Genomic DNA, 20,772 nt, shown 5'->3' with positions numbered 1-20,772 from the left:
TGTTTTATAATAAAAAAGAGTCAATCTCTTCAATTAATATTTTTGAAAATTCATCTGCTTTTTCTTTTAACAGTCCTGATATGGGTTCTCCAAATTCGAGATTTGTTGGCTCTATTCCTACAATTAATATTTCGGTATCAATATAAGTTTTGAGATATTTAATTATTATTGATAGCGGAAGTGCGTGAGTCGAAAATCCGGTTTCCGAGATTTCATCGCTTTCTACAATTCTCAAAGTTCCTGGGTGCTGATGCATCAGTGCGGCATCAACCATTATAATTTTATCAGGATTTTCTTTTTTAATCACGTCTGTGAAATTTTCCGGAACTACACCACAATTTATTATGGTTAACCTGTTATCTATCGAATTTACTTCTTTTTCAAGCGATAAATTTTCGTGTGTTTTAGAGTAATTTTTAACTATGGATTCAATGACATAAACGCCAAATCCATCATCGCTTTTTAAATAGTTTCCAATACCAAGTATGGCAATTTTGCTGCTGTTATTGATAAATGATTTTATAGTGTTTTGGATACTTTCCAAAAATCTCACCAATTGTATTCAAGGGGTTTATCTCTTCTATATATAGTAGATACTTGATTACAGTACTATATAAAAACTGCGTTTTGTTTTGAAAATAATCTGATTTGGGGTGTTTTTTTGGAAAAAATAGTTATCAGAAACGCTACAAAAAATGACATCGATGACATAATGAACATAGAATATGATTCATTTATTGAAGGCATTTCTGAAAGTAGAGACGTTTTTTTAAACAGGATATCCACATTTCAGGATGGTTTTTTAGTGTTAGAAGTTGAGTCAAAAGTTTCTGGATATATTTCGTCTGAAATCTGGGAATATTTTAAAGACATTGATGAAAAAATGTTTGATTTAGATCACGATATTAAAAATGTGCATAATATTAACGGGTCTGAACTTTACATCTCGTCAATTGGGGTTTTAAAAGAGCACAGAAAAAAAGGATATGGAAGTTTACTTTTCAATCAATTAATTGAAATGATTTCAAAAAAATACAAAATTTCGAGCATTATTTTAACGGTTTCAGTAAACTGGGGGCCTGCACTCAAGCTCTATGAAAAAATTGGTTTTAAAGAGGCATACAGAATAAAAAATTTTTTTGAAGATGAATATTGTTCAGATGGAATTGTAATGAGAAAATATATTTAATTAATAACTTTCTTCGGGAACTATGGTTAAATATCCGTTTAGTTCGTGAACGTAAGTGTTTACCCCGTATACTTCCATGATATTTTTTGAATTGATTATTTCCGTTCCGCCTTCTGCAAAGATTTTTCCATCTTTTAGCATCAAGAATTTGTCCGAATATCTAAGTGCAAGGTTTATATCGTGCATCACAATTATCGAGGTGATGTTTTGAGAAATTGATACATCTTTTAGTATCCTCATAACTTCGAGCTGGTTTTTCAAGTCAAGATTGTTTGTTGGCTCATCAAGAAGTATTAATTTTGGTTCCTGAACAAGGGCTCGTCCAATTATTACCTTTTGAAGCTCTCCACCGCTTAATTCATTTGTATTTCTAAGAGCATATTTTTCAAGGTCGAGTAATTTTAATATTCGTTCTGTAATGTCAATATCTTTTTTTGAGATTTCCCACTTTATGTGGGGTTTTCTTCCCAAAAGCAGTGCATCAAATACGGTCATGTAGTTTCCATCAGACCTCTGTGGAACGTAGCCTACTTTCTTTGCTAAATCGAGTCTATCCATCTTATTTACATCTAAATTTTCGACAGTTATGGTTCCTTTTTTTGGTGGCAAAATTTTGTTTATACATTTTATAAGGGTTGACTTTCCAGCCCCGTTTATTCCAAGGATCGAAACGACTTCTCCTTTATTTACTTCGAATTTAACATCTTTTAGTATTTCAGTACTTTTGTATTTGAATTCAACTCCATCTACTGAAACTATCATGTTTTCACCAGAACTATTTATTTATACATCTTCATTAACAGGTATAGAAACATCGGAGCTCCCAAAAATGATGTTAATATCCCTACTGGAAGGATTATCGGGGAAATTATTGTTCGTGCAATTGTATCTGCTAAAAGGACTAATACTGCACCAAAAATACTGCACAATGGAATTAAATACCTGTAATCTCCGCCAACAGTTATTCTAACTATGTGGGGGCATATCAATCCAACAAATCCGATGATTCCAAGGAATGCAACACAGACAGATGTTACGAGAGATGCAACAAGCATTCCTGACAATCTTATTTTGTCAGTGTTTACACCAAGAGATTTTGCGGTTTCTTCACCACTTTCAAGAGCGTTGTAGTCCCATCTTTTATATATAAAGTAGATAAGTGAAATTGCTGTTACAAGCGCCATAATTTTTACTTCTGGCCAGAGCGGCCTTCCAAGGTCTCCAAAAGACCAGTAAACCATTGCAGCTAACTGCATATCGTCTGCAAAGTACTGTATGAGTGTTGTTGCAGCAGTAAATAGTGAAGATATTGCAACACCTGCAAGAATCATTGCTTCAGGGCTTAATCCCTTCAACCTAGCAAGAAGCAGTACTGCACAAACACCAAGCAGTGATCCAAAGAATGCAAATACTGATATTGAATATGGATTGTTTATTGCAATGTGCCCGGTACTTTCAGCACCACCTATTCCAAGCGCGATTATTGCAACGCATGCTCCAAACATTGCTCCATGAGAAATCCCCATGGTAAACGGGGATGCAAGCGGGTTTCTCAAAACGCACTGCATCACTGCTCCAGAAACGGATAACCCAATTCCACAGAGTATTGCAGCGAAAATCCTTGGAAGTCGGATATTCCATATAACAAGGTTTGAAGAAGCATCTCCTGAACCAAGAATCGAATTTATAATTTGATTAATTGATAACTGGAAGTCTCCAGTACAGATTGCATATATAGAAATTATTATCAGTGCTAAAATTAATATGGCTCCAAATATTAGCTTTTTTAAAGTATAAGTTTTGTAATTTTTAATGGTACTTTCCACAATATCCCCAGGATTAGTAATACGCTTATCAGATAAGTATTACTTTAACATATAAATAAGTATTTGATATTATCTAAAAATAAATTTTTTAAAAAAATAATAAATAAAGATTAGGAAAAGTCTGCTTTAGTAAATCCTTTAAAATTTTTAGACATATCCTCATAAACCGCTTTTCCAACTAAAAATTCGTATATCTCATCAGCTTTTGCTTCTGGATCGATATCTGAAAACTGTTCGGGATATAGTACTGTACCAATGTAGTAAGTATTTGCAAGTACAGTGCCGTAGTCTACCATGTATGACTTGTACCTGTAAGTTAAGTAAATGTCACCGTTTTCAAATGCATTAAATGAATTGTAATATTCTGGGTTTTTTTCATAGTCTTCTTTTATTAATGGGTATCCTGCAATGTCTATAAAAATTATGTCAGGATTCCATTCTAAAAGCTGTTCTTTGTTTATGAACAATTGTTTTTTTTCTTCAAGAGCGCTTGCAACATTTTTAGCTTTTAAAACGTTAAATGGAGCAAATGCACTTGATGTACTTTCTATACCGTGAGATCCTTTGGCAGCGTTAAGCCCCCCCATATATACGGTAGGTTTTTCGCTATCGGATACATCTTTAATTCTATTTGTTATATCATTTTCAGCATCTGCAAAGAAGTCTACTACTTCTTGTGCTCTTTTTTCTTTATTTAACACTTTACCAAGGAACATGAGCGGATCCACAAGATCAGCATCGGTAAACGATTCGAATTCATCATAATTTAAAACTACAACCGGAATTCCCGTTTTTGTCTGAATGTCATCTGCAACTGCTGCTGTTGACATTGAAAGTATTATAACATCTGGATTTACGTTAACGATATTTTCACAATTTAGTCCATCAACAAACTGTGTACCGATTGCAGGTAACGTTTTAAAATAATCAACATTTGCAATTGTGTAAGGTTTAGCCATGGCGTATTGTTGGCCCGTATTAGTTATATCTGCCTGTTCACATGATTCAACTCCTGCAACCATGTCGACTGCCTGAAGATATGTAACAAGTCTCAGGGCACCGGGACCACTACAAACGATTTTTTCAATGGTTTCTGGAACTTCAACAGTTCTTCCAGCCATATCTACAATTTCGACAGTAGTTACAGTTTCGTCTGAGTTTTGGGCAGTATTGTCAACACAGCCTGAAAAACTAACTGCAATCATCAGTGACACGATAATTGCCAAAATTCCATTTTTATACACTTTTTCACCAGTATCGATTTGGTATTACATATAATTTTTTTATTATATTTTTAGAATTAAATGAACATGTAATATAAATAAATTACTTAATTTGTAAAAATGTAACTATTACAAATTACAAATAAAAAAATACGATATAATACATGATATTTTTTAAATTTCTTAAAAATCCTTCAAAAAAGTTAAAATATTAAAAATCTTTGAAAATACACTAAATAGTATTTAAAGAATAGTAAAACGAAAAATGAAAATTAAGAAAGGTCTAATTTAGTGTATCCACCAAACTGGCTTTCTATTGTTGAATAAATTGGTTTTCCAAGGAATTTTTCGTATATCTCATCAGCTTTTGCTTCTGGATCGATATCTGAAAATTGTTCTGGGTATATGGTTTTACCAACGAAATAAGCGTTTGCAATTCCAGTACCTTTATTAAATCCATACCAGCAGTATGGTATAACTCCGTAGATATTTCCATTTTGAACTGCATTCAATCCTTGGTACGCAGGATCGTTTAAATCTTCTTTTATTAGGTTCATCGAAGCTTCACTTACGAAAATGTATTCTGGATTCCATTCAATGACCTGTTCTTTGTTTATTGTAATTCCTTCACTGACATCGGATACTTCTGAAGCTACGTTATTAACATTCAATAGTTCAAATGAAGGCCAGTGTGGGTCAGTTCCATCAAGGCCGTGAACTCCCATGTAGGGTCTTCCTGCAATGTAAACAGTAGGTCTTTCTTCATCGGGAATGTTTGCTACCCTATTGGCGAGATCAGTTTCATATTCTTCGATTATTGAGATTAATTCTTCAGCTCTTTCTTCTTTTCCTAAAACTTTACCCATTAACCGTAAAGTTTCATAGTACTTTTCGTTCTGGGCTTCAGTTCCAACTGTAGCACCATAAACAATGACAACAGGAATTCCTGTTTTCTCTTGAATGTCTTCTGCACTACCTGCACCTGAAGTTCCAACAAATATCACGTCAGGTTGAAGTTTTGCAATTTCTTCAACGTTAACAGTATTACCTGCGTTAACAACAGTTAAATTCATTAATTCGGGATATGCGGCAAGATATGGTAGTTCTAAACCTGAAGGGAAAGTTCCATCAGTTCTTTTTGCAGCTTCTCTAAATTCGATACCTACAACTTTATCTTGTGATTGAAGGTAAACGACTTCCCTTAAAGCACAACTTAGTGCAATTATTTTTTCTGGATTTTGTGGAACTTCAACGGTTCTTCCAGCAGCATCAACAACTGTAATTGTAGTTATTTCTTCATTAGTTACTGTATTGCCACCTGTGGATTCAGTACAGCCACAGATTGCAACTGTTAAAATCATCAAAGAAGCAATGATTAACGTGCCTATTTTTTTATACAAAATACCACCTGAGTTTTGTAATATTTTTAAAGATAATGATATTACTACATATAATTTTCTATTTTTTAGTATATCTTAATAAAAATTTAAAATAAATAATATTAAAAATACAAAACCGCGATGTAATAATCATAAAAAAATAAAAAAAGAGAAATTATTGATTTGAAATGTCTAAATTTTCAAATCCGCCAAACATTTCAGTCATTTCAGAGTAAACTCTTTTTCCAACTAAATATTCATATATTTCGTCAGCTTTTTCTTCGGGATTTACATCTGAAAATGCCTCAGGGTATAGAACTGACCCGATGTAGTATGAATCTGCCATTGCAGTGTCAATGTTTGTTGTATAATAGTTAAATGGTAAAATACCGTAAACATTTCCATTTTTAAATGCATCGAGTGAGTTATAATAGTCGGGGTTTTTTTCGTAGTCATCAGATACTATTGAAATTCCACCTTTATCAATAAAGATAAATTCAGGGTTCCAGTCAATTAACTGCTCTTTACTTATGAATAAATGTTCAGTTGACGCAGTTTTTGCAATATTTTCGGTATTTAATGATTCAAATGGAGGGTATGCTCCTTCAGTGCTGTCAATTCCGTGAATTCCTTTATTGCCTATTGCTCCAACATAAACTGTTGGTTTTTTAGTATCTGGTATATCGGCAGTTCTTTTATCAAGGTCGTCCTGAATACCCGATATAAACGATATTACTTCTTCTGCTCTTTTTTCTTTTCCAAGGATTTTTCCGGAAAGTGTCAGTGAATCAAAAAGTGCGTTATTTTTGAAGTTTCCAAGTGCGCCGTAGCTTAAAACTACAACCGGAATTCCCGTTTTTTCTTGTAGTTCATCAGCGTTGTCTGCATCCATGTATGTTATAAAAATGACTTCTGGCATTACGTTTAATACCTTTTCAGGATCCGGTCCAACGTTAATGTCTTGCGGTCCACCGTTTCCAATTACAGTAAGTTCTGAAAATTCGGGGTGTGCAAGCCTGTAAGGTCTTCCAACGAGGTTTGTATTTTCAAAACTTTCAATTCCAACTAATTTTTCAGTTGCGTTGATATATGAAATTAATCTAAGGCATCCTGGGCCAGAACAAACGATTTTTTCAACGTTCGCTGGAACTTCAACAGTTCTTCCAACCATATCTATGATTTCTACATTTTCAGCTACCTGTTGCGTGCCTGAATCGTTGCTTCCAATACAGCCTGAAAATGCAACAACAAGCGACATCATGAGTGCTATTACTATGGATATTATTTTTTTATTCAACATACCACCTGAATTAATATCTTTCAAAAAATGTAGTATTATTGTTACATATATTTTTAGATATAGTATTACTAAAAAATAATAAAATTTATTTAATGAATAAAAACAGAAAAAAGAAATTATTGGTTTGAAAAGTCAATATTTTCAAATCCGCAGTAGCTTTCAGCCATTTTATCGTAAACAGCCTCGCCAACTAAGAATTCGTATATTTCATCAGCCTTTTCTTCTATATTGATATCAGCAAACTGTTCAGGGTATACTACTTTTCCAATATAGTAAGCATCAGCTAATGCAGTACCGTAGTTTGTAGTGTAGAAGTTGTATGGGAACTGCGTGTACACGTTTCCATTTTTAAATGCACCAAGAGATTCATAGTATTCTGAATTTTTATCGTAGTCTTCTTTTATGAGTTCATAGCTTCCAGTATCAATGAATATAATATCTGGATTCCATTCTAAAAGCTGTTCTTTACTTATAAATATCGATTTTTCTACGCCCAAGGAACTAGCAACGTTATCTGCATTTAATGCAGCGAAAGGAGCGTAGTTACTTGATGTACTGTCAATTCCGTGAGCACCTTTGTTGCAGAGTCCTCCAATGTATACTGAAGGTTTATCTTTATCTGCAATATTTTCAGTTCTTGTTAAAAGGTCGTTTTCAGCATCTCTAAAGAAATCGATTACTTCTTGAGCCCTGTCTTCTTTTTGGAGGAGAGTTCCAAGTAAATTTAAACATGCAACGAAATTTTCATCATGGAATGAGTTAACATCACCATAATTTAAGACTACAACAGGAATTCCATATTGTTTTTGAAGGTCGTTAGCCCTATCTGCGTCCATATACGTAATAAAAATAACTTCTGGAGTTGCACTTATAACTTGCTCAGGGTAAGGTCCAACACCGATTTCTTTTCCACCACCTGCTCCAGTCATAGGTAATGTTTTAAAAAATTTAACATTTGCAAGTTGGTATGGTCTTCCCGTGCTATTATCCTGTTCAATAGATTCAACACCGACAACTTTGTCCTGTGCTTGGACATAAGTTACGAGTCTAAGACATCCTGGTCCAGAACATACAATCCTTTGGATGTCTGCAGGAACTTCAACAGTTCTTCCAACCATATCTACAATTTCAACAGTTTTAGCAACTTCACCTGATGATTCGGCAGTGTTGTCAACACAGCCTGAAAAGCTGAGTGCAATCATCAATGAAATCAAGGCTGATAAAACCCCTATTTTTTTCAAAATTTCACCCGATATTATTAATAATTTAAAAATACGATATTTATCATACTTTTAATTAAAAGGTAATAATTATAGATATAATTTTCTATTTTTATTCATATTTGGTTATAATTTTTTAAGTGGCATAGCCAAATTTTAATTAAAAATAAATGTTTAAAATGACAAAAAAATGGTAAAAAAACATGATAAAACGATTTAAAAGCTTTGTTTAAGAAGTTATGAAAAAGTTGTAAATTTGTATTTTGGCCTACAAAAAAAAAGAAAAATTATTTTTACTTATTGATTTGAAAAGTCGATATTTTGAAAACCGGGATAATTATTTGAAAGTACGCTGTAAACAGGTTTTCCAACTAAAAATGTATATATTTCATCAGCTTTTTCTTCTGGATTTACATCTGAGAATTCTTCTGGGTACAACACTGTACTGATGTAGTAAGTGTTTGATAGCACTGTACCAATGTCGATCATGTATGATTTGTACCGGTAAGTTGTGTAAACATTACCGTTTTTAAACGCGTTTAGTGAATTGTAGTAATCTGGGTTTTTATGGTAGTCTTCTTTTATATAGTCATATCTTCCAACATCGATAAAGATTACGTCGGGATTCCATTCAATAATCTGTTCTTTGTTTACAAACAACTGTTTTTTTGATTCAAGACTTTTAGCAACATTTTTAGCATTTAGTACTTCAAATGGGGCGTATAAACCAGATGTGCTTTCAATACCTTGAAGTCCTTTGCCTGCATTAAGACCTCCAACGTATACCGAAGGTTTATCGCTGTCTGAAACATTTTTAATCCTATTTTTTATGTCATTTTCAGCATCTGCAAGGAAATCAACCACTTCATGTGCCCGTTCTTCTTTATTTAATACTTTACCAAGCAGGGTTAATGAGTCTACAATGTTTTCATCTTTAAACGATTCAAATTCACCGTAATTTATGACTACAACAGGAGTTCCGGTTTTTGTTTGAATATCGTCTGCAACTGCTGCTGTTGACATTGAAAGTATTATAACATCTGGATTTACGTTGATTACATTTTCACAGTTTAGTCCATCAACGAACTTTGTTCCTATTGTAGGTAGCGTTTTAAAGTAATCGGCATTTGCAATTGTGTAAGGCTTGGTCATGGAATATAACATATCGGAACCTTCTGTTTCGGTCTGTTCACATGATTCAACTCCTGCAACCATGTCGACTGCCTGAAGATATGTAACAAGTCTCAGGGCACCTGGACCACTACAAACGATTTTTTCAACGGTTTCTGGAATTTCAACAGTTCTTCCAGCCATATCTACAATTTCGACAGTAGTTACAGTTTCGCCTGAGTTTTGGGCAGTATTGTCAACACAGCCTGAAAAACTAACTGCAATCATCAGTGACACGATAATTGCCAAAATTCCATTTTTATACACTTTTTCACCCGAGTATATACACAGTTTATAAATTTTATTACCTGTTCAGGATAATGAATAAGTAATATATATAGATTAATTAATGTATAAAAAGGCAACCTGTAATAATTACTATTCAAAAGAGGTAATACGAAATATTTTTGTTTTATATTTTGATTGTAATAGGGTTAAAATTAAATGAATTAACCGAGTTAGAAGATTTTAAAAATTAAAAAAGCAGTCAAAAGTAAAAAAACGTTTTAAAAATTAAAAAAGAATTATTTAATTTTTTTCGCAACGATGATCATGTTTGGAAACAGTTCTTCCTTAAATTCAGTTAATTCATAAACAGGTTTTGTTTCAAGTATTTCAAACCCTAATTTTTCAAGATATGAAATATATTCTTCAAAAGTAAGGTCTGTTTCAAAGGTATACCTTATAATTCCTTTTCCGGTGCTGTTAAAGCTGTTAAAATTCCATTCCATATTATTCAGGTTATCCGAGGTACTCTGTGCGGATAATTTTGGAAATGCTTGTTTTGTAACGAATATTCCCCCTAAATTCAGGGCTCGATATACTTTTTCAGCGACTTTTGGGTTTTTTCCGCCAGGATTATATGAACTAAAAACTACGTCGTAGTTTTCTCCAAGCTCTTCTTTAAAGAAGTTTCCACTTATTGTATCAACGTTTTTAGCATCGTATTTTTCTATGAATTTTTTAGTTTCAAGAGTAACGTCAGGTAAATCAAAAACAAACGCTTCTAAATTTTCATTCAACATTCCAAGGCTTATTGCATAGAGCCCGTGGCCTCCTGCAACGTCGAGAAGTTTTTTCGCTGTTTTAAATTCTGAAAATTTGGACACATATTCAACAGTTTTTTGAAGCTCCCAGCATTTGCAGTCATTTGCCATTCTTTTGATTATCTCTGGGAAAAACACGTTTTCCATTACTTCATTTTTAGAACCGTTCATTATTTCGGATAAATTTGTCCACCTGTCAATGCTATTAAAAGAAGCAGAAATTGAAGGGCTTTTTGAATATGTTGAATCTGTTTTTAAGTAATTATCACTTCCATATGTATTGATGTAGTGAGTTTCGCCATTTTTTGAGGCTATCGAAATAATTCCAAGTTCATAGAGTGATTTTAACATTAATTCAGTTAAAATTGGGTCAAGGTTTAAATTTGCGGCTATTTCTTCAGAAGTTTTTGAGTCCGTTAAATAATCAAATATTTTTAATTCGATTGCAGTTTTTAACAAGTAGAATTTCTGAGCTCCAAAATAGGTTTCACTCATTATTTTATCGATTTTTTCAGGGCTTTCGGAGGGAAGTGGAAATGAATTTTGATATTTTTTACTATTCAAAAGAATCACCCGTTTAACTATAGATTTTTAAAAATAATTTAAAACAAATATATATAATTATTCATACAAATTTTATAAAAATAATACTGATATTTGAAGTTAAGGTTTATGACTTAAAAAAATAAAAATATAGATTAAAAAAATAAAAAAGAATTATTTTAAATCGGTGTAGCAGAACCACCAGTCGTATCCTTCAAGTTCCCCGCTTTTACAGGCTTCAAGTCGTTTTTTTCGAGTGTCCATATTGTTTGCAGGTGGAACAATTACTTTTTCATTTAAAAAGTCGTTGTTTGGCCAGTTTGCAGGCGTTGCATACCCTTTATCCGCAGTTTGCAGTGCTTTTACAAGCCTTACAATTTCATCCATATTTCTACCAACTTCTTGAGGGTAGTAAATTATTGCGCGTATTGTTCCAGTGGCATCAACCACAAATACTGCTCTAACGGTATTGTTTCCCTTATACGGGCTTATCATTCCAAGTTTTTCTGATAATGCTCCCCTATCATCAGCAATTATTGGAAATTCGATGTCAACGTCTAATTTTTCTTTTATCCATTCTACCCATTTTATGTGGCTGAATACTTGATCGATACTCAAACCAATTAATTCTGTATTCAATGCTCTAAACTGGTCGTATCTTTTTTGAAATGCGACAAACTCAGTTGTACATACTGGAGTGAAGTCTCCAGGGTGGCTGAACAAAACAAACCATTTCCCAGATTCTATGAAATGTTCGGGTAACTTTAACTTCCCGTGAGTGGTTGTAACTTCAACATCCGGAAATTTTTCTCCGATTACTACCATATTATCCCCTCAAGATTTTTTAAAAAGTACAAAATAAAATTCGTTGTTTGAATAATATATAAGTTTTGAAATATTTCAGGACATGCTTAAATTGTTATAATTGTCATAGTATTATTAATTCCATAATTTTTTACATTTTCATTTTAAGTATTCCGTAGAGCACGTATAAAACTGCGCAGGCTGCAAGCGGTTCTGTAATGTTGAACATCGAAAGCAGTATCGAAATACCAAAAATCAATAATAGTGGTTTTTTTGGGTATTTTGGATAGTTAATATCGCTTATCATGAGAAGTCCGGAAATTACTGCAACAATCGAAATAAAATATTCTGAACCAAAACCATATTTTAAAGACACCTGTGTTAGAATGCATAAAAATAATGCAGCGGCAGGAATTGGAAGCCCGATAAAGTGTTTCACGTCAAGTATTCCAAATCTTGCAAGTCTTAATGCGCCCCCTATTAAAAATACAATCGATGCAAAAATTACGGCAGTTGAATCAAAGTAATAATAAATTAAATATGCTGGAGCAACACCAAAACTTACAACATCGCAAATGCTGTCAAGTTCTGCGCCAAAATCTGAGACAGTGTTTGTTTTTCTTGCAACAATCCCATCGAGTGCATCAAACACGATTGAAATGTAAACAAAACGAAAATCGTGGAGTAATATTGCAAGCATTCCAAAAATAATGTTTATAACCGTTACATAATCTGAAATCGTGATTATGTTTCTAATCTTGAACATGGATTATCGCCGTTAAATTAGTTTTTGAATTAATAATTTGAAGAGAATTTTAAAGCCCGTGATGACATTCGTTCCTCTTGCCATCGAATATTCGGTGTAAATCGTTTTTATCGGTACTTCTTTAAATTTCAAGTTATTTTTTTCGAAAAGAACTATAAATTCTGATGATACTTCATATCTATTGCTTTTGAGCTGTTTTGAAACGATTTCTGCAGCATTATATGAAAAAGCCCGAAGACCCCCCTGACTGTCAGTAACCATTCGTCCTCCCATCAAGTATGTTATAAAATTTAATCCCCAGTTTCCTATTTTTTTAATAAATGGCATATTTTTTAATTCATTTTCATCAATAAGCCTGCTTCCAACAACGACATCAAAATCCCCGTCAATTATTGGTTTTGAAACTTTAATAATGTCTTCCGGGTCGTGCTGGCCGTCTGCATCAAATGTTACTATTACTTTTGGATTATATTTTACCGCACATTTTAAACCGGTTTTCAGTGCTCCACCAAGTCCCCTGTTGATGATGTGCTTGCAGACAATTACATTTTCTGAAATTGCGATGTTTGACGTCTCGTCCCTGCTTCCATCGTCAATTACAATGATATTTTCATAACCGTGACTTTTTAAATTGATTAATGTATTTTTAATCATTTTTTCTTCATTATATGCCGGAATTACAATAAAAATATCATTTTTTTCCATACTATCCCATAATTGCTCGAATATTTAAATTTAAATATTATCTATATTTAAGCTGGTTATATATAAAAAAAGTTATTATATAAATCCTATACCTCGTATCATGGTACTATTACGTAGAATTCGACGTTTACCATACTATATATAAAGTTTGTATTAAAATATACCGCAGGCAGTAGATTGTATAGAACCGAAGTTTACTTCCAAAACGAAGAAAAACTAAAACTTATGAACACGATTCAAAAAAGACATTATTTTAAAATTTTTAAAACGAAATAAACCATTTAAAAAGTCAATTCATGATACAGACACGACAAAAAAATAAATTATTTCACAAAATCAAATTAAAATTAATAAAAAATATATTGAATTTAGAAATTATTTTGAATCAGAAAGTATCATTTTAATTTCTTCAACCCTATTTTCATATTTGTTTTCAGAAATCCATTTTTTAAAATATTCATCAGAAAGAATTTTAATTAATTCTTCTTTATTTTTGATATATTGAATATAATTTTCAAATTCATGCAAATTTATTAAACGATATATCGATTCAGCCATTAATTTATGTTCTTCTTCAAAGATTAATTTAGAATCTAATTCAAGATTATAATTTTTATTAAATATTATTCGAGAATATGAATCAATAAGCGAATTTATTAAGAAACTAACTTCGTTTTCATCCGTTGATTTTTCAATATACTCAAAGGAGTTTTCATTTAGTACATTTATTATTTTAGGGGGTAAGTCGGAACATAACCAGATTAAATTGTTTTGATTTTTCGATTCTTCAGCAATTTTATCGAATATACGAATTGCCATATATGCTAAATTTTTAAATAGATACGGAATTCTACTTTTTGCCTCTTCTGACCCTTTAAAAGCAGATGTTAAGAGCTGTATCGTAATATGTTCCAAAGAATCTATTGCGGTAGTTATGACGTTATTTAAAGAACATTCTTGAAATATATATGGGTCTTCTAAAACTTCATCGGGGTTGTAATTATGAATTTTCGAAACTACAATTTCGGGGATAAATATCATCTGATTCCAAGCATTTTTATCGTTTCCAATCATACGCATTGCAATTGTTTCTAATGAAGTTATTGCTGAAATTTTAATTTCTGTATCTACTTCATACGGGTGTTTTTTAACGCCTATATTTCTAATTAGTAATGAATAATAATTTAAAAATCCGTTTAATTCAGAATATTCGTATTTTTTAAATAATTCTTCAAGATACTTTTCAGATAACAAATCCATACAATTTTTTACAGTTTTGTACTGTTCCTGTTTTACAAGCACTTTAAAAATATTTGTAATCATATCTAAAGAATACGTTTGTATTTCTTCTGCTGAATCATATTTTGATTTTGAATTATTATATAAATTAAGTTCTTTTTTATCTATTGATGTTAGAATATTTTTTAAAATATTTTCAGGCTTTAATGTACTCATTAAGTTAAAAAAATATTTTGGAACCAGTAATATGCTAAAAAATAGTATAAATGATTCAATAAAACCCAATATCATTAAAATCAAGCTATAATCATTAAACCTCCAATTCCAATTAATTAAAAAAGAATTTAAAAATACACTTATGTTTAATAAATTAACATAGTCCTGCGTAGACTGCCCAAATATTAGTAAAATACCCAAAATTAAAGAAATTGAAAGTATAAAAAGATAAAATTTAATATGGTCATTTTCAGAATACAATTTCCAGATATCTGAACCATAAGTGTTCGAAGCTAACTGAATTACAATAAATGTTGTAGATATAACAATTGATAAAACAGTTGCGAAAACTCCGAGAATTGAACCAAAATTATCTAAAAATGTATTTTTAAAAAATATGAGTGTTATAAAAGATAATATTAAAGATATTAGAGAATATTCTGATAATTCTTTTTTAAAAAATGTGTTCCAAGATGTTTTAATATAGTCATTAATAAAATTATTCGTTTTTTCCATTTCCCCACCTTTAATTTATTTTTCCCCACTAAATAAATATAAATCAATCTTAAATAACAAATCAACCGCTTTTAAACACACAAATTAAAACTATATTATTTATAAATTTCTTCAACAGTTTCTATCTTTTTTAAAATTTCGTAAACTGTTACAATTTAAACATTTAAAAAAAGAGAAATATGAATTTTACATTGCATTTTCGAGTGTCATATCCATCATTTCTTTAACAGATTTTGCAAGTTCTGGTGGAAGTCCTGATATATCAACACTTAAGAATCCTTTAATTATCAAAGAAGACGCTTCGTCTTCGCTCAATCCTCTTGACATTAAATATTGAATCTGGTCTTCTGCAATTTTTCCAACTGCAGCTTCGTGTGATAATTCAAGGTCGGTTCTTTCAGCTTCAAGTTCTGGAACTGCTAAAATGTGTCCGTTATTTGATAAAATCAGTCCCCTGCATTCGAGGTGTCCTTTGACGTTTGATTCTGCACCTATAAGGTGGCCTCTTGAAATAACTTCTGCATTATCTACAACGATAACTCTTGAAATCATGTCTGCAGCGGAATTTTCGCCTGAAAGAATGACTCTTGAGCCCATATCTAAGTTTGAGTTACCTTTTCCGTATACGATTGTCTGGAACGTTGCTTTAGCATTTTTTCCTTCACAGTATGCGGTAGGGTAGCTTTGGATAGATTTTACCGGCATCATTGTAACGTAATTGTTTATAAATATCGAATCATCGTCCATTTTTATTGCAGTTCTTGGTCTTACGTGTACGTTTTCTCCCCAGTTGTGAATCATCGTAAATGTAAGTTTTGCATTTTTTTCAAGGTATATTTCAGAAACTCCAAGGTGAAGCCCTGATTTTATGTGTGGGGATGTAGTACATCCAGTAATTAAGTTTAATTCTGCTCCTTCTTCCACGATAATAATGTTGTGGACGTTTTGGGATACTTCTTCACTACCTATCAACATACATGTTTGCAGAGGCATTGTTTTTTTAACGCCTTTTGGTGCTCGAATAAAATATCCTTCTGTAAGTTCTTTTGCAACTCTTGCGCCGTATTTGTCGCTCATCTCTACGGCACTCCAGTAGTAATCATCAAGTTCATATTTTTCAAGCGCTTCAGTAATCGGCATAAGTATAATATCCGAATACATTTTCGAGTATATTGCATCACTGTTTACCTGAACATATGAACCAACAGTGCTTTTTTCTTCAACGTCTACTCCAACGTATGCAAGAGCTTTTTTGTGGTCTTCATTTAAATCTTTTAATGAATTTACTTTCAAAAGATTTTCTTTTGGTGTAGGATACATGCTTAAGTCAATATCTTCTCCAAATTTCGCAGGAACGTCTTTATATTTTTCAGCCATTTCCCTTACTTGTTGCAACTTTTTCTCTGACAGCATGAAACACACCTCTCGTATCCATTTTTAATGATTTCATTTAAAATTTCATCAGGCGTTCCTGAACAGGCAATTACTCCATCTAACAGGACATGGGCTTTATCAACTTCCATGAAATTTAAGATATATCCAAGGTGAGTTATGATAAGTCCTGATTTATTTCTTTCACTTGGTTTTTTATCCTTATCGAGTAAATGGTTGATAATTCCACCGAGAAGCTCCACGTTTTCAACGTCAACACCGCTATCTGGTTCATCAAACATCACGAGATCAGGGTTCTGTGCAAAAATCTGTAATAGTTCAGACCTTTTAACTTCCCCGCCTGAAAAACCAACATTTAAGTCCCTCTGGTAGAAATGTCTTATATTTAATCTTTTAGCCATTTCTTCCATTTCTTCGTCACTTCTTTTTGAAATGGCGTTTATCATTGTTTCAAGCCTTACGCCCGAAATTGCAGGCGGTGATTGGTAAGAGATACCAATTCCAAGCTGTGCTCGCTCGTGCATTGGCATGTCCGTTATATCTTTTCCTTTAAAGTAAATACTTCCTCGTACAACGTTGTATTTTGGATTTCCAAGTATGGTATTTAATAGTGTGGATTTTCCGGCCCCGTTAGGTCCAAATAATACGTGAGTTTCTCCTTTTTGGATATAAAGGTGAATATCTTTTAAGATTTCTTTGTCACCCACTTTAACCGATAAGTCTTCAATCTGCAGCATTTAATCACCTTTAATATGTTTTAAAAGTACCTCTCTAATCTCATCCACAGTTTCTAATACCGTAATGCTCTGCATTTTCTTAAGAATATTGACATTTTCTACATCTGTATCTCTAATATATAGTTTTAGTGTTTTGCCTCCGGGAAGAATTGTTTCTATCTCTTCTTTTTTATTGTCTGGAGGGTAGATATATGTTGGAACCATTGCCTTTGCCCCTTGCGCAACGGAATTTGTAATTAAAGTGTCAGCAACCCCGTGTGCTATTTTTGCAACACTATTTGCAGTTACAGGTGCAACTAAGAACAGATCGTATTTTCCAGTTTGTAACATTCCTGGCAAGAATGGAGAATTTGAATTTACTTCTTTTCGAGTATTATAAAACGTATCTTTTAATTTTCCCATTAATTTATACCAGTTAAGTACCATTTCAGCACTTTTTGAGTAGTAGATATCTACATCGAAGTTGTCATGTTCATTTTTTAATTCAACAAGCATTTCAACGATTTCTTCGATTTTGTCACCGCAACCCGTAATACCCCAAGCTATTTTAACCATTTTTATTCACCCTTCTCATTTAAACAATTGTAAAATTTTTTAAGAGTTCTTTTAAGAGTTCTAATTCCTTCTGAATCCTCTTCCACTCCTTTTTTGCCATTGTCCTGTGACCAAAACGTAGCTCCAAGGTTAGAACCAAAAGAACCTCCACTTACTGGAATTACTCCATTCAATATGTAGAAGTCATGAATAGTTTTTAATACAACTTCCTGGCCCCCGTTTCGATCTCCACCAACAGAAAGTGCCATTCCATATTTATTCCTTAAAACATCTATATCTTCTGCAAAAATGGCTCTACATCTATCCATTATGGTTTTTAGCTGTCCGGAAACAGTTCCGTTGTAGCAAGGACTTCCCAATATAACCGCATCAGCCCATTTTAGACCGTCATAGATTTCCTGCATACTGTCTTTGTGAACACAGCCTTCCTTAGTTCTTAAGCAGTAATCGCAGTGTATGCAAAATTCAATCTTTTTTTGAAAAACTGAAATGTATTTGGTCTCAAATCCCTTTTCTTTTAAATAATCAAGCGCGTAATTTACAGCAAAGTGCGTTCCTTCTTTTCTCGGACTTCCAGATATTCCAAGGATTTTCATAAAAACACCCGTTAATTCGCAAATATTAAGATAATATGTTAATAATAATTTAAATCCATACAAGTTAATATATTTACATATAATTTATCTTTTTGTATTCGTTCTGTTTTTAAAATGTAAATTTGGGACTATTTTGGGCTTATGCCAATTTTATTATTTAACTGGGTTGTATCTTTTTAAAAGTAGGGATAATCCAATAATCGTTAATGAACTCAATGTCATTGCAAACGCTGCAAGTTCGGGCTCAAATCTGATATTATACGAATAAAGGGCGCCTGCAGCAACAGGAATTAAAATCGAGTTATACGCAAAAGCCCAGAACAGATTCAATTTTATTTGTTTTAACACCCTTTTACTCAATTTTACAAATCCTGTAACGTAATTTAAATCATCATTCATTAAAACAACTTCACCGCTTTCAATTGCAATATCGGTTCCGCTTCCAACTGCAATTCCAACATCGGCGGTAGAAAGGGCAGGAGCATCATTTATTCCATCACCAATAAATTCAACGTAACCCCTTACATTTTCTTTAATTGATTTAACAATTTCCGCCTTTTTTTCAGGTAAAACATTTGAAAATACATGATTTTCTAAAATGCCAACTTCTTTTCCGATAACTTTAGCAGCTTTTTCGTTGTCCCCTGTAATCATGTAGGATTCAATACCCATTTCACGTAAATTTTGAATTGTGGTTTTCGCATTTTCTTTTATTTTATCAGAAACAGCAATTATTCCGGTAATTTTATCTTCAACTGCAACAATTATCACGGTTTTTGCTTTTTCTTCTAATAATGATATTTCTTTTTCGAAATCAGTTATTTTAATGTCATATGTATCCATGAGGCGCCTGTTTCCAACAAATACTTTTTTACCGTTCAACGTACCAGAAATTCCCATTCCACTTATTGATTCAAAATTTTCAGGTTCAGAAAGTGAAATATTTAATTCAGCCGCTTTTTTAACAACTGCAATGGCAAGAGGGTGTTCAGAATTTTTTTCAAGGGAACCTGCAGTAAATAAAATTTCTTCTTTAGACTCTGAAATTATTTCATCAACTTCGGGGTTTCCTTTTGTTATTGTTCCGGTTTTGTCAAAAATCATACATTTGAGGTTTCCTGCAACATCAAATACTTTGCTGTCTTTAATTAAAATACCAAGTTCAGCCCCTCTTCCAATTCCAACCGTGATTGCAGTTGGGGTTGCAAGTCCAAGGGCGCAAGGGCACGCAATTACCATTACAGAAATAAATGTGGTTACCGCAAGTAGAATTCCCCCGTTAAAAAACCAGTATATCGATGAAAGAAGTGCAATGGTGAATACTGCAGGGATAAAGTAAGAAACTGCTTTATCGGCTAAATTTTGAATATCTGGTTTTGAAATCTGGGCATTTTTAACAAGCTGGATTATTTGGGATAGTACCGTATCCTTTCCAATCTTTTCTGCGGTTATTTTCAAAATCCCATTTTTATTTATTGTTCCGCCAATTACAGAATCTCCTTTTTTCTTAGGATTTGGGATGGGTTCACCAGTAATCATTGATTCATCAACGTAAGAAACACCCTCAAAAACAGTTCCATCAACTGCAATTTTTTCCCCTGGGCGAATTACTACAATATCCCCAAGAACCACGTCTTCAATCGGAACTTCAAGTTCTTTATCGTTTCGAATTATTTTCGCAGTTTTTGCCTGTAAACCTATTAATTTTTTAATTGCTTCAGAGGTTCTGCCTTTAGCCCGCTCTTCTAAGTATCTACCAAGAGTTAAAAGTGTTGCAAGCATGATTGTTGTATCATAAAACATGAAGTTCATTGGAAGAATACCAATTGTTACGAGTAGCGCTGATATGTATGCAACCCCCATTCCAAGAGCGTACATGACATCCATATTTAAAGACTTGACTTTGATTGAATTAATTCCGGCTTTAAAAATTGGAAGTGCAATGTATATTAACGGTGGAATCGAGATTAAAAATGCTAAATACGGCTTGTATGGAAGTTCAAGATACATCATCGAAAATAGTACAATTGAAAAAACTGCACCAAAAATTATTTTTTTAAGCTTTTCTTTTAGTTCTTCTTCGTTTTTTGGCATCTCTTCAACTTCGTCTGCGATTCCAACGACAGTATAACCAAGCCTTTCGATTTTCATGCCAATATCTTCAATACTTACAGTGTTCTGGTCAAAATTAATAACTGCACTTTCATCAAGTAAATTTACAGTAATGCTTTTTACACCATCCATTTTTGAGATGGATTTTTCAATGGTTTTTACGCATACTGCGCAGGTCATTCCCGAAATTTTCAGCTTTACTTCCATAATTACCCCTAATTTTACCCAAATGATTAAT

General features: G+C 32.7%; 19 protein-coding genes. 1 reads left to right on the top strand and 18 read right to left on the bottom strand.

Annotated features, from left to right (window positions below; translation table 11 throughout):
• Window positions 1–4 precede the first annotated feature (4 nt).
• Window positions 5–544 carry a hydrogenase maturation peptidase HycI gene (gene hycI / locus ACS5L2_RS05615; RefSeq protein WP_459201046.1) on the bottom strand — a complete coding sequence of 180 codons (540 nt, stop codon included), beginning with the start codon at window positions 542–544 and terminating at the stop codon, window positions 5–7.
• Between the two features lie 117 nt (window positions 545–661).
• Here hycI and ACS5L2_RS05610 point away from each other — a divergent pair, with 117 nt between their 5' ends.
• The gene (locus ACS5L2_RS05610) at window positions 662–1,189 is read left to right on the top strand and encodes a GNAT family N-acetyltransferase (RefSeq protein WP_459201045.1); all 528 of its coding nucleotides are present in this window, start codon (window positions 662–664) and stop codon (window positions 1,187–1,189) included.
• On the opposite strand, the gene ACS5L2_RS05605 is transcribed toward ACS5L2_RS05610, so the two are convergent.
• The 17 genes from ACS5L2_RS05605 to ACS5L2_RS05525 form a co-directional block, all read right to left on the bottom strand.
• Window positions 1,190–1,951: an ABC transporter ATP-binding protein gene (locus ACS5L2_RS05605; protein ID WP_459201044.1), complete on the bottom strand. Its 762-nt coding sequence runs from the start codon at window positions 1,949–1,951 to the stop codon at window positions 1,190–1,192.
• 17 nt (window positions 1,952–1,968) lie between these two features.
• Window positions 1,969–3,015, bottom strand: a complete 1,047-nt coding sequence (locus ACS5L2_RS05600; RefSeq protein WP_459201043.1) for a FecCD family ABC transporter permease — start codon at window positions 3,013–3,015, stop codon at window positions 1,969–1,971.
• 110 nt (window positions 3,016–3,125) lie between these two features.
• A complete protein-coding gene (locus tag ACS5L2_RS05595) occupies window positions 3,126–4,259 on the bottom strand; it encodes an iron ABC transporter substrate-binding protein (RefSeq protein WP_459201042.1) in 1,134 nt (377 codons plus the stop codon).
• A 251-nt stretch (window positions 4,260–4,510) separates the two neighbouring features.
• On the bottom strand, window positions 4,511–5,638 hold the full coding sequence (locus ACS5L2_RS05590) for an iron ABC transporter substrate-binding protein (protein ID WP_459201041.1): 1,128 nt from the start codon (window positions 5,636–5,638) through the stop codon (window positions 4,511–4,513).
• 154 nt (window positions 5,639–5,792) lie between these two features.
• A complete protein-coding gene (locus ACS5L2_RS05585; protein WP_459201040.1) occupies window positions 5,793–6,914 on the bottom strand; it encodes an iron ABC transporter substrate-binding protein in 1,122 nt (373 codons plus the stop codon).
• 119 nt (window positions 6,915–7,033) lie between these two features.
• A complete protein-coding gene (locus ACS5L2_RS05580) occupies window positions 7,034–8,158 on the bottom strand; it encodes an iron ABC transporter substrate-binding protein (RefSeq protein ID WP_459201039.1) in 1,125 nt (374 codons plus the stop codon).
• 276 nt (window positions 8,159–8,434) lie between these two features.
• Window positions 8,435–9,574 (bottom strand): iron ABC transporter substrate-binding protein, encoded by a 1,140-nt coding sequence (locus tag ACS5L2_RS05575; protein ID WP_459201038.1) that lies wholly within the window; start codon window positions 9,572–9,574, stop codon window positions 8,435–8,437.
• Between the two features lie 257 nt (window positions 9,575–9,831).
• Window positions 9,832–10,917: a methyltransferase family protein gene (locus tag ACS5L2_RS05570; RefSeq protein ID WP_459201037.1), complete on the bottom strand. Its 1,086-nt coding sequence runs from the start codon at window positions 10,915–10,917 to the stop codon at window positions 9,832–9,834.
• Between the two features lie 153 nt (window positions 10,918–11,070).
• A complete protein-coding gene (locus tag ACS5L2_RS05565) occupies window positions 11,071–11,721 on the bottom strand; it encodes a peroxiredoxin (protein WP_459201036.1) in 651 nt (216 codons plus the stop codon).
• Between the two features lie 130 nt (window positions 11,722–11,851).
• Window positions 11,852–12,466: a CDP-diacylglycerol--serine O-phosphatidyltransferase gene (gene pssA, locus ACS5L2_RS05560; RefSeq protein WP_459201035.1), complete on the bottom strand. Its 615-nt coding sequence runs from the start codon at window positions 12,464–12,466 to the stop codon at window positions 11,852–11,854.
• 12 nt (window positions 12,467–12,478) lie between these two features.
• Complete coding sequence (locus ACS5L2_RS05555) at window positions 12,479–13,171, bottom strand: glycosyltransferase family 2 protein (protein ID WP_119721107.1); 693 nt, start codon at window positions 13,169–13,171, stop codon at window positions 12,479–12,481.
• Window positions 13,172–13,546: 375 nt separating this feature from the next.
• Window positions 13,547–15,142, bottom strand: coding sequence for a hypothetical protein (locus tag ACS5L2_RS05550; protein ID WP_459201034.1), 1,596 nt, complete (start codon window positions 15,140–15,142; stop codon window positions 13,547–13,549).
• 186 nt (window positions 15,143–15,328) lie between these two features.
• On the bottom strand, window positions 15,329–16,555 hold the full coding sequence (locus tag ACS5L2_RS05545) for a SufB/SufD family protein (protein ID WP_459201033.1): 1,227 nt from the start codon (window positions 16,553–16,555) through the stop codon (window positions 15,329–15,331).
• Window positions 16,525–17,271 (bottom strand): ABC transporter ATP-binding protein, encoded by a 747-nt coding sequence (locus ACS5L2_RS05540; protein WP_459201032.1) that lies wholly within the window; start codon window positions 17,269–17,271, stop codon window positions 16,525–16,527. Before ACS5L2_RS05540 ends, ACS5L2_RS05545 begins: the two co-directional genes overlap by 31 nt.
• Complete coding sequence (afpA, locus tag ACS5L2_RS05535) at window positions 17,272–17,826, bottom strand: archaeoflavoprotein AfpA (protein WP_459201031.1); 555 nt, start codon at window positions 17,824–17,826, stop codon at window positions 17,272–17,274. It abuts the gene before it with no gap.
• Window positions 17,827–17,828: 2 nt separating this feature from the next.
• The gene (locus ACS5L2_RS05530) at window positions 17,829–18,422 is read right to left on the bottom strand and encodes a flavodoxin family protein (protein ID WP_459201030.1); all 594 of its coding nucleotides are present in this window, start codon (window positions 18,420–18,422) and stop codon (window positions 17,829–17,831) included.
• A 153-nt stretch (window positions 18,423–18,575) separates the two neighbouring features.
• Window positions 18,576–20,741 (bottom strand): heavy metal translocating P-type ATPase, encoded by a 2,166-nt coding sequence (locus tag ACS5L2_RS05525; protein WP_459201029.1) that lies wholly within the window; start codon window positions 20,739–20,741, stop codon window positions 18,576–18,578.
• Between the last annotated feature and the right edge of the window lie 31 nt (window positions 20,742–20,772).

The sequence above is a fragment of the Methanococcus mangrovi genome (assembly GCF_054506835.1).
The sequence above is the reverse complement of the archived record's forward strand: the minus strand, read 5'-3'. Positions and strand labels throughout refer to the sequence as shown.

Coding starts and splice junctions, on each gene's coding strand:
- ACS5L2_RS05605 (WP_459201044.1), bottom strand. CDS start 1,951: ATGATAGTTTCAGTAGATGGAGTTGAATTCAAATACAAAAGTACTGAA.
- ACS5L2_RS05565 (WP_459201036.1), bottom strand. CDS start 11,721: ATGGTAGTAATCGGAGAAAAATTTCCGGATGTTGAAGTTACAACCACT.
- pssA (WP_459201035.1), bottom strand. CDS start 12,466: ATGTTCAAGATTAGAAACATAATCACGATTTCAGATTATGTAACGGTT.
- ACS5L2_RS05555 (WP_119721107.1), bottom strand. CDS start 13,171: ATGGAAAAAAATGATATTTTTATTGTAATTCCGGCATATAATGAAGAA.
- ACS5L2_RS05550 (WP_459201034.1), bottom strand. CDS start 15,142: ATGGAAAAAACGAATAATTTTATTAATGACTATATTAAAACATCTTGG.
- ACS5L2_RS05545 (WP_459201033.1), bottom strand. CDS start 16,555: ATGCTGTCAGAGAAAAAGTTGCAACAAGTAAGGGAAATGGCTGAAAAA.
- ACS5L2_RS05540 (WP_459201032.1), bottom strand. CDS start 17,271: ATGCTGCAGATTGAAGACTTATCGGTTAAAGTGGGTGACAAAGAAATC.
- afpA (WP_459201031.1), bottom strand. CDS start 17,826: ATGGTTAAAATAGCTTGGGGTATTACGGGTTGCGGTGACAAAATCGAA.
- ACS5L2_RS05530 (WP_459201030.1), bottom strand. CDS start 18,422: ATGAAAATCCTTGGAATATCTGGAAGTCCGAGAAAAGAAGGAACGCAC.
- ACS5L2_RS05525 (WP_459201029.1), bottom strand. CDS start 20,741: ATGGAAGTAAAGCTGAAAATTTCGGGAATGACCTGCGCAGTATGCGTA.